The 13,969-nt window shown below is 44.5% G+C and carries 11 protein-coding genes, 2 tRNA genes, 3 rRNA genes and 1 other RNA gene; 15 read left to right on the forward strand and 2 right to left on the reverse strand.

Annotated elements, in window-relative coordinates; translation table 11 throughout:
* Nucleotides 1-82: 82 nt before the first annotated feature.
* Both NSQ34_RS00120 and NSQ34_RS00125 read right to left on the reverse strand, forming a co-directional pair.
* Nucleotides 83-1,384 carry a glycoside hydrolase family 18 protein gene (locus NSQ34_RS00120; protein WP_046314483.1) on the reverse strand — a complete coding sequence of 434 codons (1,302 nt, stop codon included), beginning with the start codon at nt 1,382-1,384 and terminating at the stop codon, nt 83-85.
* A gap of 45 nt (nt 1,385-1,429) precedes the next feature.
* Nucleotides 1,430-1,984, reverse strand: a complete 555-nt coding sequence (locus NSQ34_RS00125; RefSeq protein ID WP_034284265.1) for an isochorismatase family cysteine hydrolase — start codon at nt 1,982-1,984, stop codon at nt 1,430-1,432.
* Nucleotides 1,985-2,063: 79 nt separating this feature from the next.
* Between NSQ34_RS00125 and tadA the strand changes: the two genes are divergently transcribed.
* From tadA to NSQ34_RS00200, 15 genes are all read left to right on the forward strand, one after another.
* The gene (gene tadA / locus NSQ34_RS00130) at nt 2,064-2,540 is read left to right on the forward strand and encodes a tRNA adenosine(34) deaminase TadA (protein WP_034284264.1); all 477 of its coding nucleotides are present in this window, start codon (nt 2,064-2,066) and stop codon (nt 2,538-2,540) included.
* Nucleotides 2,541-2,616: 76 nt separating this feature from the next.
* An RNA gene (gene ffs, locus NSQ34_RS00135) (signal recognition particle sRNA large type) lies at nt 2,617-2,881 on the forward strand.
* A gap of 330 nt (nt 2,882-3,211) precedes the next feature.
* Nucleotides 3,212-4,924, forward strand: coding sequence for a DNA polymerase III subunit gamma/tau (gene dnaX / locus NSQ34_RS00140; protein WP_046314485.1), 1,713 nt, complete (start codon nt 3,212-3,214; stop codon nt 4,922-4,924).
* Between the two features lie 26 nt (nt 4,925-4,950).
* Complete coding sequence (locus NSQ34_RS00145) at nt 4,951-5,274, forward strand: YbaB/EbfC family nucleoid-associated protein (RefSeq protein ID WP_008342011.1); 324 nt, start codon at nt 4,951-4,953, stop codon at nt 5,272-5,274.
* A gap of 15 nt (nt 5,275-5,289) precedes the next feature.
* Nucleotides 5,290-5,886 carry a recombination protein RecR gene (gene recR / locus NSQ34_RS00150; protein WP_003218094.1) on the forward strand — a complete coding sequence of 199 codons (597 nt, stop codon included), beginning with the start codon at nt 5,290-5,292 and terminating at the stop codon, nt 5,884-5,886.
* Nucleotides 5,887-5,904: 18 nt separating this feature from the next.
* Nucleotides 5,905-6,129 (forward strand): YaaL family protein, encoded by a 225-nt coding sequence (locus tag NSQ34_RS00155; protein ID WP_024425764.1) that lies wholly within the window; start codon nt 5,905-5,907, stop codon nt 6,127-6,129.
* A gap of 66 nt (nt 6,130-6,195) precedes the next feature.
* Nucleotides 6,196-6,459, forward strand: coding sequence for a pro-sigmaK processing inhibitor BofA family protein (locus tag NSQ34_RS00160; RefSeq protein ID WP_034284261.1), 264 nt, complete (start codon nt 6,196-6,198; stop codon nt 6,457-6,459).
* Nucleotides 6,460-6,733: 274 nt separating this feature from the next.
* Nucleotides 6,734-8,282 (forward strand): 16S ribosomal RNA (locus NSQ34_RS00165).
* A 95-nt stretch (nt 8,283-8,377) separates the two neighbouring features.
* Nucleotides 8,378-8,454, forward strand: a tRNA-Ile gene (locus NSQ34_RS00170).
* Between the two features lie 14 nt (nt 8,455-8,468).
* Nucleotides 8,469-8,544 (forward strand) — tRNA-Ala (locus tag NSQ34_RS00175).
* Nucleotides 8,545-8,642: 98 nt separating this feature from the next.
* Nucleotides 8,643-11,573, forward strand: a 23S ribosomal RNA gene (locus NSQ34_RS00180).
* Nucleotides 11,574-11,634: 61 nt separating this feature from the next.
* A 5S ribosomal RNA gene (gene rrf, locus NSQ34_RS00185) occupies nt 11,635-11,750 on the forward strand.
* Together the 16S, 23S and 5S rRNA genes with 2 tRNA genes alongside form the textbook arrangement of a ribosomal RNA operon.
* A gap of 171 nt (nt 11,751-11,921) precedes the next feature.
* Nucleotides 11,922-12,113, forward strand: coding sequence for a sigma factor G inhibitor Gin (locus tag NSQ34_RS00190; RefSeq protein WP_024425620.1), 192 nt, complete (start codon nt 11,922-11,924; stop codon nt 12,111-12,113).
* 128 nt (nt 12,114-12,241) lie between these two features.
* Nucleotides 12,242-12,856, forward strand: coding sequence for a 5-bromo-4-chloroindolyl phosphate hydrolysis family protein (locus NSQ34_RS00195; protein ID WP_061109536.1), 615 nt, complete (start codon nt 12,242-12,244; stop codon nt 12,854-12,856).
* An 18-nt stretch (nt 12,857-12,874) separates the two neighbouring features.
* The gene (locus NSQ34_RS00200) at nt 12,875-13,939 is read left to right on the forward strand and encodes a toxic anion resistance protein (RefSeq protein WP_061109537.1); all 1,065 of its coding nucleotides are present in this window, start codon (nt 12,875-12,877) and stop codon (nt 13,937-13,939) included.
* The last annotated feature ends 30 nt before the right edge of the window (nt 13,940-13,969 follow it).

Below are 13,969 nucleotides of genomic sequence, written 5' to 3' on the forward strand. Positions count from 1 at the left end.
CGTTCTCCTCTATCTATAAAGTTAAAGTTGTCAAACCAATGTATATTGTACCATACCCCTTCTAATTGATAGAGTGAATGGATTACGATGTCGTTCTTTTTTCAATATTAAATTGATCTGATAATAAGAGCCAATTTTGTGGGAAAGATAGACCTAATTTCCAATAAGCAATGCCGTTCAATTTTAGCTCTTTGATGAGATTGAATTTTGCTTGAATCGATCTAGCGTCTTCGAACCAGACCTCATGCTCTTTGTTGTTGGCATCTGTATAACGAAAATGGGGTGCTTGTGCTGTTTCGTCGTATAAGATAGAGACATTGTGCTCTCTAGCTAGTGCAATTGCTTGTTGAGGACTGACGGCTTTGGCGATGGGGCCGCCCTGGACGAAAGGAAGTGTCCAATCATAGCCGTATAAATTCTGCCCCATTACAATTTTATTGGCCGGTATGACAGTTAGTGCATATTCAATGACTTGGCGGACAGGCCCAATTGGAGAGACAGCTTGTGGAGGGCCACCGCTGTACCCCCATTCATAGGTCATCAGCACAACATGATCGACGATCTTACCGATCGCTTCATAGTCATGGGCTTCATACCATTTGCCCTTTTGCTGACTACTTGTTTTTGGTGCAAGTGCAACAGATATTGTCCATCTTTCTTGATGGAAACGGGCTGTTGCTTCTCTTAAAAATTGAATATAAGCATCTTTATCAACAGGGCGTAAATATTCAAAATCAAAATGGATTTCCTTGAATTGATACTTTTTGGCAACACGAACAATTTCATCTAAAAATGCCGTTTTGACAGATTGGTTAGTTAAAAGAATACGCCCAAGTTCATCACTGAATTTTTCATTCTCTAGATTTGTCACCACCATGGTTAATACAGTTCTGTTCTGAGCGGCAATCTGGGGTAGTTGGTCTAACGGTGGTTCTCGCAGTGTCCCATCTCTTTGTGCTTGAAAACTAAAGATGTCTAAATGGGTTAAGTATGGGGAGGCCTCTCTAGCTGCCTGCTTTAAGTTTTCACTGACTTGATTTCCCCGTGGTTCAATATAAGCATTGGAATTAATGTTCCTTTTCGGTCTTTGTGGAATATAGAGCAAGAAACGAACAGGCAGTATTGCTTCAGGCCGAATTCTGTTCACGCGTGCCAATTCTTCCACTGAGATTTGAAACCGTCTACCAATTTGATATAGTGTGTCATTTTGTTTGACCTCATAAAATTGACCTCTAATTGGAATGACAATTGTTTGTCCAATGACGAGTTGATTTGGTGTTTCGATTTCGTTAGTACGGATGATTTCATTGACTGTCGTTTTAAAACGCATAGCAATGTCGTTTAAAGTATCTCCTCTTTTGACAACATAAATTTGAATAGTCAACGCCCCCTTTGTTATTGCTAACAATTTATGAGGGTTATGGCTAAATCATGTTTGATTTTCATTCGTGATTTCCTTAGCGGTAGTGATTTTGGCTAGAAGAACGTTCTCCATCATTGTTAAAGCGTAGTCGTTATCTCTGTCGTCGTTTGAAGCGATACAATCTTTAGGTACAATTAGATTGTATTCTCGCATGTATGCGTCATTTGCAGTGAACAAAACGCAAATGTTTCCGGCAATTCCAGTTAGAATAATGTCCTCAACACCTAATTCATTTAAGAGTGTCTCTAGTGCAGTACCGTAGAAGGCAGAATGCTTAGGTTTAATTAAGAAGTAATTATCTTTAGATGGTGTCATTTTCTCTAAAATAGGAGCGCTTCTTTCGTTTTTGCATGTTTCCAGAACAGCTTGGATATCAGCCTTCCAAAGTCCGTAGTGATCGTTGATATAAATGATTGGCCAATTTTCCTTGAAAGCATGTTGTTTAAGAGCTAAAATTTTATTGGTCATTTGCTCTGTTTTTTCTGCAAGCACATGTCCCATTTCAAAATCAAAATCATTAATCATGTCGATAATAAGTAGCGCCTTTTGGTGCTTTGACAAAATAAGACCCCCTTTAAAAGATTGTGATAATATGTTAACCTCAATTTCCTTTTAAAAAACATGAAAAGAGAGCCGTGCTATGACGAAAGATGAACAGTTTATGCAAGAAGCCATTTCTGAAGCCTTAAAAGCAGAACAAATAGGGGAAGTGCCGATTGGTGCGATCATTGTTGTTGATGATCAAATTGTGAGCCGGGCTCATAATTTAAGGGAAAGTGAGCAGCGTTCGATTGCACATGCAGAATTACTTGCTATTGATGAAGCATGTAAAGCGACAGGGAGCTGGCGTTTAGAAGATGCTGTGCTTTACGTTACGCTTGAGCCATGCCCAATGTGTGCGGGTGCTATTGTTCTCTCTAGAGTGAAAAAGGTCGTTTTTGGTGCATACGATCCAAAAGGTGGATGCGCAGGTACTTTAATGAATTTACTGGATGATGAACGGTTCAATCATCAGTCTGAGGTCATCGGTGGTGTACTTGAAAATGAGTGTGGTGAGCTGTTAAGTCAGTTCTTCCGAAATCTCCGTCAGCGAAAGAAACAAGCCAAAAGTAAATGAATGGATGCCGTTTGCAATTTGAGCTATAAGAAGGTATACTTATGTCTGCGTCACTAACAATTTAATATTCATTTTGCCGTGCTAAGCGGGGAGGTAGCGGTGCCCTGTACTCGCAATCCGCTCTAGCGAGGCCGAATCCCTTCTCGAGGTTCGTTTACTTCAAGGTCTGCCTTAAATAAGTGGTGTTGACGTCTGGGTCCTGCGCAATGGGAATTCATGAACCATGTCAGGTCCGGAAGGAAGCAGCATTAAGTGAAACCTCTCATGTGCCGCAGGGTTGCCTGGGCCGAGCTAACTGTTTAAGTAACGCTTGGGGTAGCGAATCGACAGAAGGTGCACGGTAAATCAATATTAAATGTAACTCATCTAGTTTAACTAGGTGAGTTTTTTGTTGCTGTTCAAAGAATAGCTGAACTGCTTTGGTTATACAAATAGATAAAAAGTCTTTTTGGAGCCATTTGTTTTTTTCACTAATCGTAACAAGAACTGGTGTTCTGTTTGGGGTTTCGGGTTTTTTTACAAAGCTAGAAAATACGTTTTTAATGCATGGAAAGTAGAAAATCTATAGTTGAAATCATCTTTTTGGCATATTAGAAAATAAAGGTGTGCTTTTGAATTGATCGGTGCATCATGTATAATGAAAAAGATGATAAATGGAGGAGGGCGTATTTGTGAGTTATCAAGCTTTATATCGAGTGTTCAGACCTCAAGTTTTTGAGGATGTTGTTGGACAAGAACACATCACAAAAACGTTGCAAAATGCCCTTTTGCAGAAAAAGTTTTCTCATGCTTACTTATTTTCAGGTCCTAGAGGAACAGGTAAAACAAGTGCTGCCAAAATCTTTGCTAAGGCAGTGAACTGTGAAAAGTCACCTGTTAGTGAGCCGTGTAATGCATGTGATGCCTGTAAAGGGATTACAAACGGTTCAATTTCAGACGTGATTGAAATAGATGCTGCCTCGAATAACGGGGTAGATGAAATCCGTGATATACGTGATAAAGTGAAATTTGCTCCTTCGGCGGTTACGTATAAGGTTTATATTATAGATGAAGTACATATGCTCTCTATCGGGGCATTTAATGCCCTCCTTAAAACGCTGGAAGAACCGCCTGCTCATTGTATCTTTATTTTGGCTACCACAGAGCCCCATAAGATTCCTCTTACCATCATATCTCGTTGTCAGCGATTTGATTTCAAACGAATCACGACTAAAGATATTGTTGGAAGAATGGAGAAAATTGTAGATGCAGAAGGCCTTAACGTACAGGAGGGTTCGCTCGAGATTATTGCTAGTGCAGCTGATGGCGGTATGCGTGATGCACTAAGTCTCTTGGATCAAGCGATTTCATTTAGTGGTGAACAATTGACAATTGATGATGCGCTGCTCATTACAGGTGCTGTATCTCAGCATTTCATTAGTCAGCTTGCTGAAGCAATTTTTGATCAAAATATTGCGACAGCGTTAGATACATTAAATGAGTTGCTCCAGCAGGGGAAAGATGCTGCTAAATTAATAGAGGATATGATTTTTTACTTTAGAGATATGCTGCTTTATAAAACGGCACCAGATCTCGAGGGGGTCCTTGAAAAGGTAAAGGTCGACGAAAGTTTCGTGGCGCTGTCAGATCGTGTGACACCTCAATTTCTGTATGAAACAATTGAAGTCCTGAATAAAAGCCACCAAGAAATGAAATGGACAAATCATCCAAGGATTTTCTTTGAGGTAGCTGTTGTAAAGCTGTGTCAGTCAACAGCAGGATTGACACAAGGTCATGCTGACGCTGATTTAACGGCGCTAACAGATAAAATAAACAGGCTGGAACAGGAACTATCAAGGCTAAGAGCCGAAGGTGTACCAATGTCTCCATCTCATAGTCCTCAAGAAAAAAAGGAAGCGCCTCGACCACAAACAAGTAACAAAAATGGCTATCGTGCTCCTGTCGGCCGAATTCATGAGATTCTAAAAGAAGCGAAACGGCCTGAGTTAGAAAAAATTAAAGGCAAATGGGGAGAGCTCCTTGCCCAGTTGAAACAGCAGAATAAGGTGTCTCACGCTGCGTTATTAACGGACAGTGAGCCAGTTGCGGCTGCTTCGCATGCCTTTGTTTTAAAATTCAAATTTGAAATACATTGTAAAATGGTTGCTGAAGATAAAAGTGGTGTTCGGACCAATCTTGAACAACTGCTAGAGTCTATGTTAGGAAAAAGAGTGGAATTAGTTGGCGTTCCTGACGCTCAATGGGGTAAAATAAGAGAAGAATTTTTAAGAGATCATCAGCCGGATGAACAAGCAGATGGTCAGGAAACTTCTTCTGAAGAGGATCCATTGATTGCGGAAGCAAAGAAATTAGTAGGAACCGATTTAATTGAAATTAAAGATTAATAAAAATGAAAGAGAGTGGTGTTCATATGCGCGGTGGAATGGGAAATATGCAAAAAATGATGAAACAAATGCAAAAAATGCAAAAGGATATGGCGAAGGCTCAAGAAGAGCTTGCAGAAAAAGTCCTTGAAGGTACAGCTGGTGGCGGTATGGTCACTGTAAAAGTAAATGGACAAAAAGAAGTCGTTGATGTAGCAATTAATGAAGAAGTTGTTGATCCAGAAGATATCGATATGCTTCAAGATCTTGTACTTGCTGCGACAAACGATGCATTGAAAAAAGTCGATGAGCTAACGAATGAAACGATGGGTCAATTCACAAAAGGAATGAACATGCCAGGTTTATTCTAGGAGGAATAACTGAAGATGCAATATCCTGAACCAATATCAAAGCTGATTGACAGCTTTATGAAATTGCCAGGAATCGGACCGAAAACTGCGGTCCGTCTGGCTTTTTTTGTTCTTAGTATGCAAGAAGATGTCGTACTAGATTTTGCGAAGGCGCTTGTAAATGCAAAGCGTAATTTAACTTATTGTTCGGTATGCGGTCATATCACAGACCAAGATCCTTGCTATATTTGTGAAGATACAAGAAGAGATCAATCTGTTATCTGTGTAGTGCAGGATCCAAAAGATGTAATCGCAATGGAAAAAATGAAAGAATACAACGGCTTATATCATGTGCTTCATGGTGCCATTTCGCCAATGGACGGAATTGGCCCAGAGGATATTAAAATTCCTGACCTATTAAAAAGATTGCAAGACGATCAAGTGACAGAGGTGATCCTTGCAACCAATCCAAACATTGAAGGAGAAGCAACAGCCATGTATATCTCCAGATTGTTAAAACCATCAGGAATTAAACTCTCTCGCATTGCTCACGGACTTCCAGTAGGCGGGGATTTAGAGTATGCGGATGAAGTTACACTGTCTAAGGCTCTAGAAGGCAGACGTGAGATGTAGGAAGGAGAAGTACGGTACATGGGTTTTCTTCGCAGAAAATCAATTCGAAAAGAATTCGATGAGAAATTAATTCAACAGCTTTTTAAGCAAAAGGAAGAATGGAACAGACAAAAAAAGCTTGTCGCAAATAGCGTTGAGCCTTCACCGGACATTCTATTCGAATTAAAGCTTGCTCAAGCGAAGTACTTTTTCTATCTGAGAGAAGCGAAAAAGAGGAATTTACGTTTAAACAACTGGAAATAGCAGGTCTATTATACATAGTCCTCTCATATGCTTGTACTATTCATATGAAGAGGAGATGAGAGGATTATGGAACCTGTTATTGTGATCGGGTCAATTTTGCTAGCTGTGCTATTGTTGTTTATGTCAGGTGTGCAGGCGAATCCATTCAAATGGTTAGGGCTTATCGGAGTGAAGTTTGTAGCAGGCGCTCTTTTTTTATTTTGCCTCAACCTATTTGGCGAGAGTCTAGGATTACATGTCTCTATTAACCCTGTAACGAGTGGAATTAGTGGTTTATTGGGTATTCCGGGCGTAGCAGCTTTAATCGTCATTGAAAAGTTTATTATTTAATGAAAAATATTGTTGACTTTGATTGGATAGGGTGGTAAATTAATATACGTCGCTGATGACGAAGAAACGAAAAAACATAATAACAAAAAAGTTGTTGACACTAACAACTTGGATGTGATAAGATGTTCTAGTCGCTTCTGAAGCGGTAAACAAGTTCTTTGAAAACTAAACAAGACAAAACGTACCTGTTAATTCGAGTTTTTATAAAAAAATCCTATGAAACTTCATAGGTAGTCAGTCAAACTGGCGAAAAGCAAAACTTCGGTTTTGTATTTTTTCGGAGAGTTTGATCCTGGCTCAGGACGAACGCTGGCGGCGTGCCTAATACATGCAAGTCGAGCGGACAGAAGGGAGCTTGCTCCCGGATGTTAGCGGCGGACGGGTGAGTAACACGTGGGTAACCTGCCTGTAAGACTGGGATAACTCCGGGAAACCGGAGCTAATACCGGATAGTTCCTTGAACCGCATGGTTCAAGGATGAAAGACGGTTTCGGCTGTCACTTACAGATGGACCCGCGGCGCATTAGCTAGTTGGTGGGGTAATGGCTCACCAAGGCGACGATGCGTAGCCGACCTGAGAGGGTGATCGGCCACACTGGGACTGAGACACGGCCCAGACTCCTACGGGAGGCAGCAGTAGGGAATCTTCCGCAATGGACGAAAGTCTGACGGAGCAACGCCGCGTGAGTGATGAAGGTTTTCGGATCGTAAAGCTCTGTTGTTAGGGAAGAACAAGTGCGAGAGTAACTGCTCGCACCTTGACGGTACCTAACCAGAAAGCCACGGCTAACTACGTGCCAGCAGCCGCGGTAATACGTAGGTGGCAAGCGTTGTCCGGAATTATTGGGCGTAAAGGGCTCGCAGGCGGTTTCTTAAGTCTGATGTGAAAGCCCCCGGCTCAACCGGGGAGGGTCATTGGAAACTGGGAAACTTGAGTGCAGAAGAGGAGAGTGGAATTCCACGTGTAGCGGTGAAATGCGTAGAGATGTGGAGGAACACCAGTGGCGAAGGCGACTCTCTGGTCTGTAACTGACGCTGAGGAGCGAAAGCGTGGGGAGCGAACAGGATTAGATACCCTGGTAGTCCACGCCGTAAACGATGAGTGCTAAGTGTTAGGGGGTTTCCGCCCCTTAGTGCTGCAGCTAACGCATTAAGCACTCCGCCTGGGGAGTACGGTCGCAAGACTGAAACTCAAAGGAATTGACGGGGGCCCGCACAAGCGGTGGAGCATGTGGTTTAATTCGAAGCAACGCGAAGAACCTTACCAGGTCTTGACATCCTCTGACAACCCTAGAGATAGGGCTTTCCCTTCGGGGACAGAGTGACAGGTGGTGCATGGTTGTCGTCAGCTCGTGTCGTGAGATGTTGGGTTAAGTCCCGCAACGAGCGCAACCCTTGATCTTAGTTGCCAGCATTCAGTTGGGCACTCTAAGGTGACTGCCGGTGACAAACCGGAGGAAGGTGGGGATGACGTCAAATCATCATGCCCCTTATGACCTGGGCTACACACGTGCTACAATGGACAGAACAAAGGGCTGCAAGACCGCAAGGTTTAGCCAATCCCATAAATCTGTTCTCAGTTCGGATCGCAGTCTGCAACTCGACTGCGTGAAGCTGGAATCGCTAGTAATCGCGGATCAGCATGCCGCGGTGAATACGTTCCCGGGCCTTGTACACACCGCCCGTCACACCACGAGAGTTTGCAACACCCGAAGTCGGTGAGGTAACCTTTATGGAGCCAGCCGCCGAAGGTGGGGCAGATGATTGGGGTGAAGTCGTAACAAGGTAGCCGTATCGGAAGGTGCGGCTGGATCACCTCCTTTCTAAGGATATATGGAGCAGCGTACGTTTTCGTCTTGTTTAGTTTTGAAGGAACTTGCAAAAGATCCTACAACATCATATCTTCGATATGAAAGATGGGCCTGTAGCTCAGCTGGTTAGAGCGCACGCCTGATAAGCGTGAGGTCGGTGGTTCGAGTCCACTCAGGCCCACCATCTTCTATTAAATCGGGGCCTTAGCTCAGCTGGGAGAGCGCCTGCCTTGCACGCAGGAGGTCAGCGGTTCGATCCCGCTAGGCTCCACCAACGTGTTCTTTGAAAACTAGATAACAATAAGTAATACATTCACATTGAATGCAATGCAAAGTTCATCACACATAGTGATTCTTTCTAAAGTAAGAAATGGTTAAGTTAGAAAGGGCGCACGGTGGATGCCTTGGCACTAGGAGCCGATGAAGGACGGGACGAACACCGATATGCTTCGGGGAGCTGTAAGCAAGCTTTGATCCGGAGATTTCCGAATGGGGAAACCCACTGCTCGTAATGGAGTAGTATCCATACTTGAATACATAGAGTATGAGAAGGCATACCCGGGGAACTGAAACATCTAAGTACCCGGAGGAAGAGAAAGCAAATGCGATTCCCTGAGTAGCGGCGAGCGAAACGGGAACAGCCCAAACCAAGAGGCTTGCCTCTTGGGGTTGTAGGACACTCTATACGGAGTTACAAAGGAACGATATAAGCGAAGAGGTCTGGAAAGGCCCGCCAAAGAAGGTAACAGCCCTGTAACTGAAATGTTGTTCTCTCCAGAGTGGATCCTGAGTACGGCGGAACACGTGAAATTCCGTCGGAATCCGGGAGGACCATCTCCCAAGGCTAAATACTCCCTAGTGACCGATAGTGAACCAGTACCGTGAGGGAAAGGTGAAAAGCACCCCGGAAGGGGAGTGAAATAGATCCTGAAACCGTGTGCCTACAAGTAGTCAGAGCCCGTTAACGGGTGATGGCGTGCCTTTTGTAGAATGAACCGGCGAGTTACGATCCCGTGCAAGGTTAAGCAGAAGATGCGGAGCCGCAGCGAAAGCGAGTCTGAATAGGGCGCATGAGTACGTGGTCGTAGACCCGAAACCAGGTGATCTACCCATGTCCAGGGTGAAGTTCAGGTAACACTGAATGGAGGCCCGAACCCACGCACGTTGAAAAGTGCGGGGATGAGGTGTGGGTAGGGGTGAAATGCCAATCGAACCTGGAGATAGCTGGTTCTCTCCGAAATAGCTTTAGGGCTAGCCTCAAGGTAAGAGTCTCGGAGGTAGAGCACTGATTGGACTAGGGGCCCCTACCGGGTTACCGAATTCAGTCAAACTCCGAATGCCGATGACTTATCCTTGGGAGTCAGACTGCGAGTGATAAGATCCGTAGTCGAAAGGGAAACAGCCCAGACCGCCAGCTAAGGTCCCAAAGTATACGTTAAGTGGAAAAGGATGTGGAGTTGCTTAGACAACCAGGATGTTGGCTTAGAAGCAGCCACCATTTAAAGAGTGCGTAATAGCTCACTGGTCGAGTGACTCTGCGCCGAAAATGTACCGGGGCTAAACGTATCACCGAAGCTGCGGACTGTTCTTACGAACAGTGGTAGGAGAGCGTTCTAAGGGCTGTGAAGCCAGACCGGAAGGACTGGTGGAGCGCTTAGAAGTGAGAATGCCGGTATGAGTAGCGAAAGACGGGTGAGAATCCCGTCCACCGAATGCCTAAGGTTTCCTGAGGAAGGCTCGTCCGCTCAGGGTTAGTCGGGACCTAAGCCGAGGCCGAAAGGCGTAGGCGATGGACAACAGGTTGATATTCCTGTACCACCTCCTCACCATTTGAGCAATGGGGGGACGCAGGAGGATAGGGTAAGCGCGGTATTGGATATCCGCGTCCAAGCAGTTAGGCTGGGAAATAGGCAAATCCGTTTCCCGTAAAGGCTGAGCTGTGATGGCGAGCGAAATTTAGTAGCGAAGTTCCTGATTCCACACTGCCAAGAAAAGCCTCTAGCGAGGTGAGAGGTGCCCGTACCGCAAACCGACACAGGTAGGCGAGGAGAGAATCCTAAGGTGATCGAGAGAACTCTCGTTAAGGAACTCGGCAAAATGACCCCGTAACTTCGGGAGAAGGGGTGCTTCTTAGGGTGTTAAAGCCCCGAGAAGCCGCAGTGAATAGGCCCAGGCGACTGTTTAGCAAAAACACAGGTCTCTGCGAAGCCGTAAGGCGAAGTATAGGGGCTGACGCCTGCCCGGTGCTGGAAGGTTAAGAGGAGCGCTTAGCGTAAGCGAAGGTGCGAATTGAAGCCCCAGTAAACGGCGGCCGTAACTATAACGGTCCTAAGGTAGCGAAATTCCTTGTCGGGTAAGTTCCGACCCGCACGAAAGGCGCAACGATCTGGGCACTGTCTCAACGAGAGACTCGGTGAAATTATAGTACCTGTGAAGATGCAGGTTACCCGCGACAGGACGGAAAGACCCCGTGGAGCTTTACTGCAGCCTGATATTGAATGTTGGTACAGCTTGTACAGGATAGGTAGGAGCCTTGGAAACCGGAGCGCTAGCTTCGGTGGAGGCATCGGTGGGATACTACCCTGGCTGTATTGACCTTCTAACCCGCTGCCCTTATCGGGCAGGGAGACAGTGTCAGGTGGGCAGTTTGACTGGGGCGGTCGCCTCCTAAAATGTAACGGAGGCGCCCAAAGGTTCCCTCAGAATGGTTGGAAATCATTCGCAGAGTGTAAAGGCACAAGGGAGCTTGACTGCGAGACCTACAAGTCGAGCAGGGACGAAAGTCGGGCTTAGTGATCCGGTGGTTCCGCATGGAAGGGCCATCGCTCAACGGATAAAAGCTACCCCGGGGATAACAGGCTTATCTCCCCCAAGAGTCCACATCGACGGGGAGGTTTGGCACCTCGATGTCGGCTCATCGCATCCTGGGGCTGTAGTCGGTCCCAAGGGTTGGGCTGTTCGCCCATTAAAGCGGTACGCGAGCTGGGTTCAGAACGTCGTGAGACAGTTCGGTCCCTATCCGTCGCGGGCGCAGGAAATTTGAGAGGAGCTGTCCTTAGTACGAGAGGACCGGGATGGACGCACCGCTGGTGTACCAGTTGTTCTGCCAAGGGCATCGCTGGGTAGCTATGTGCGGACGGGATAAGTGCTGAAAGCATCTAAGCATGAAGCCCCCCTCAAGATGAGATTTCCCATTCCGCAAGGAAGTAAGATCCCTGAAAGATGATCAGGTTGATAGGTCTGAGGTGGAAGCGTGGTGACACGTGGAGCTGACAGATACTAATAGATCGAGGACTTAACCTATATTCTAATGTGAAGCATGAACATTGTTATCTAGTTTTGAGAGAACATTCTCTCCATCAGGTTTGGTGGCGATAGCGAAGAGGTCACACCCGTTCCCATACCGAACACGGAAGTTAAGCTCTTCAGCGCCGATGGTAGTTGGGGGTTTCCCCCTGTGAGAGTAGGACGCCGCCAAGCTTCTATAAGGATCAGTTCCAGTCGGAACTGGTCTTTTTTGTTTTTTAAGAAAAGGAACAAACACTCGATCTGACATGGATACATATACTAAACTACCATCTAAAACATTCTTAATTTTGTATACAATTGAAAGCGCTAGGGCATACTGAAGCTATAAGTGGAGGTGTCACAATGAGCAAAAAAGAGCGAGAAGCGATTTGTTTGATTTGTGAAGAGAAAAAAACAAAGGGAATTTATTTATATCATCAGTTTTTGTGCCGAGAATGTGAGAGAAAGTTAATTTCTACATCGACCTCGGATCCTAGCTATGCCGATTATGTTAGAAAGCTAAAAAATCTTCATACACCGCCTTTGTATTCATAGACCATTAGATGGTCTTTTTTTATGATCTATGGAGGATTGGGCCTGTTTTTTGGAACTTAGTTTGGACATCATCCGTAATTAATAATAAGATAAACAGAGAGCCTGATTATTCATAGGAGTCGATGAACATGAAATCAATTTTTTATACATTTATATGGGCCATCCTCTCTACTTTTTTTTCGCTTGTGATTTTAACCGTCAGTATTGGGGTTTTCCATCATCATGTTGGACTATCGATACTGTATGCGATGATGGGGTGGGGCGTGATGTTTGCAGGGAGCAGATGGGTTGCTTTCCAGTTGTTTTTAAAGAAACACGGACTGTCTCGTAGTGATTATGTATATATCAAACAGCATTTAAAAGAAGCAGGACAAAAGCTCGTACGTTTAAAGAAGGCTTTATTTGCTGTGAAGAACGTACAGACGATCAAACATAATTATGAAATTCTCCGACTTGCACGACGAATCTATATGATTACAAAAAAAGAGCCGACCCGATTTTATGATGCACAGCGTTTTTATTTCGAAACCTTGGATTCTGTCGTTGAACTAACTGAAAAATATGCATTATTGTATAACCAGCCTGAACGCAGTCATGAGCTGGAAATGACACTGAGCCAAACTCGGGTGACGCTGACAGAACTGCAAAAGCAATTGACGAATGATTTGCAGCAAGTATTAGGAAGAGACATAGAAGCCCTTCATATTGAGCTTGAAGTGGCAGATAAAATGATAAAGAAATAATGAAAGGAGTCAAACGTAATGAAACCAGAAGATCACATCCCAACATCATCTGCTGCCACTACAGATCTTCAGTTTCAAGTGTTTGATACCTTATCTGATGAGGAGAAACAAGAAGCCTTGCAGCGTGCTGAGCAAATCCCTGACAATCCGCAAAAGCTGCTTTTCTATGGTACACGTGTTCAGGAACGATTATTGGAACAATCACAACAAATGATGAAATATGTTGAGAAAAAAGATATCGATCAAATAGGAGACGTGCTTGAGGACTTTTTGCACCAGCTCCATGTAGTAGAACCGGAGGACTTACTGCCAAAGAAGCAGGGCTTTTTTTCGAAGTTATTTCGGCGGGAGAAGCGTTCTACTCAGGAAATCATATCGCGTTTTCAACATGCAAAATCACAGATCGAGAGATTATCAGCAAGGCTTCGTTACGCAAAAGGCGGATTAATTTCCGATCACATGTTATTAGAGCGTTTATTTGAAGAAAATCAAACCTTTTTCCAAGAGATGACGCTGCAGGTTGCAGCAGTTGAAGCGAAAATGACAGATTTAGAGAAGCAGATCATATCAGAAACGGAGCAGACTGGTAATCGGACTATAGAGGAGCAATTGATGAGTCAGGAAGTCAATGCAGAAGAATATATGGAGAGGTTGAAAGAACGGAAATATGATTTGCTGCTAAGCCGGCAAATTGCGTTGCAATGTAATGCCCAAATTCGAATGATCCAGCATACGAATCATACATTGGCCAATCACATTCAATCAACTGTTTCTGCATCTATTCCTCTATGGATCAACCAAATGTCGATTGCGTTAACGCATATTCAGCAGCGTGCCAATTCAGCTCTTGAGAATCGAATCAAAAAAACATATGAACAGGTATCAAAGCAGCAGGGGGAGCTTCTTGAAGAGGCAGCTTTTGCACCTATAGATACGTTGAAAAAGGTTCAACGCCAATTAGCTGAAACCTTACAGGAAACGTTACAGGTGAAAGAGCATGGAAGCCAAGAGCGAGCCCAATTGAAAAACAGAATGTATGAGGCAGAACAGCAGCTGACGAATCACCAGCCAATTAAGGAATGAGAATCCATCTTTCGGTTCCCTTGTATGAAC

The organism is Bacillus sp. FSL P2-0069, from assembly GCF_038593315.1.
In the GTDB taxonomy this organism is placed as follows: domain Bacteria; phylum Bacillota; class Bacilli; order Bacillales; family Bacillaceae; genus Bacillus; species Bacillus safensis.

Excerpts from the sequence above, each read along its gene's own strand:
- tadA (WP_034284264.1), top strand. The coding sequence starts at position 2,064 with ATGACGAAAGATGAACAGTTTATGCAAGAAGCCATTTCTGAAGCCTTA.
- NSQ34_RS00145 (WP_008342011.1), top strand. The coding sequence starts at position 4,951 with ATGCGCGGTGGAATGGGAAATATGCAAAAAATGATGAAACAAATGCAA.
- recR (WP_003218094.1), top strand. The coding sequence starts at position 5,290 with ATGCAATATCCTGAACCAATATCAAAGCTGATTGACAGCTTTATGAAA.
- NSQ34_RS00155 (WP_024425764.1), top strand. The coding sequence starts at position 5,905 with ATGGGTTTTCTTCGCAGAAAATCAATTCGAAAAGAATTCGATGAGAAA.
- NSQ34_RS00160 (WP_034284261.1), top strand. The coding sequence starts at position 6,196 with ATGGAACCTGTTATTGTGATCGGGTCAATTTTGCTAGCTGTGCTATTG.
- NSQ34_RS00190 (WP_024425620.1), top strand. The coding sequence starts at position 11,922 with ATGAGCAAAAAAGAGCGAGAAGCGATTTGTTTGATTTGTGAAGAGAAA.
- NSQ34_RS00195 (WP_061109536.1), top strand. The coding sequence starts at position 12,242 with ATGAAATCAATTTTTTATACATTTATATGGGCCATCCTCTCTACTTTT.
- NSQ34_RS00200 (WP_061109537.1), top strand. The coding sequence starts at position 12,875 with ATGAAACCAGAAGATCACATCCCAACATCATCTGCTGCCACTACAGAT.